Origin of the sequence: Pseudomonas sp. 43(2021) (assembly GCF_017490805.1) — a bacterium.
Taxonomy (GTDB): domain Bacteria; phylum Pseudomonadota; class Gammaproteobacteria; order Pseudomonadales; family Pseudomonadaceae; genus Aquipseudomonas.
Genome location: NZ_JAFGYJ010000127.1, coordinates 1 through 670 on the forward strand (window position 1 = coordinate 1; position 670 = coordinate 670).

Below are 670 nucleotides of genomic sequence, written 5' to 3' on the forward strand. Positions count from 1 at the left end.
GAGCTGTACTGATTCAAGTCACCGGAATCGTAGACGCCGGCACGGCCGCGACGCGCATTGGCTGCCGCGCCGGCCACAGCTACACCGCCGACCGGCGCGTTGCGGCCGACCGAGGCGTTTTTCTCTTCGTAGGTGCCACGCACCCCGGCGGTGAAATCGAGACGTTCGCTCAGGTGCCAGGTGCCTTGGGCAAACAGGGCGAAACTGTCGGTCTGGATATGGCCGTTGCCGACGCTGGTGACGTTGGCCAGGCTGCCCGCCGGTGTGCCATTCCAGATATCGGCCTGCGGGCCGTAATAGGAGAAGGATTTGTTGTCCAGATCCGAGCCGAAATAGTAGGCGCCGACCACATAATCGAAGAACTCACCCTTGGGCGAGGCCAGGCGAAATTCCTGCGAATACTGTTTGTCTTCCACCGACACGCCGGCGTTGTAACTGGCCGGCACGTTGAGGCCATCGTCGTTGCGCGGGGTGAAATTCCAGAAACGATAAGAGCTGACCGACGTCAGGGTGAAGTCGCTCGGCAACGTCCAGTTGGCTTCCGCTGAAGTGCCGCCCTGATGCACGGTGACGTGCTGGTCGTTATCGAGATTGACCTTGCGATGCCGGCCGTTGACCAGCGTCGCCCCGGCTGCACTGGCCCGCGATTCATACAGGTTGACGCCGTTGA

Annotated in this window: 1 protein-coding gene; it reads right to left on the bottom strand. The window is 61.6% G+C overall.

Translation table 11 applies throughout. The features are described 5' to 3' along the window. The coding region (locus J5M71_RS26315) for a TonB-dependent receptor (protein WP_207838392.1) at positions 1–670 on the bottom strand (670 nt) is incomplete at both ends.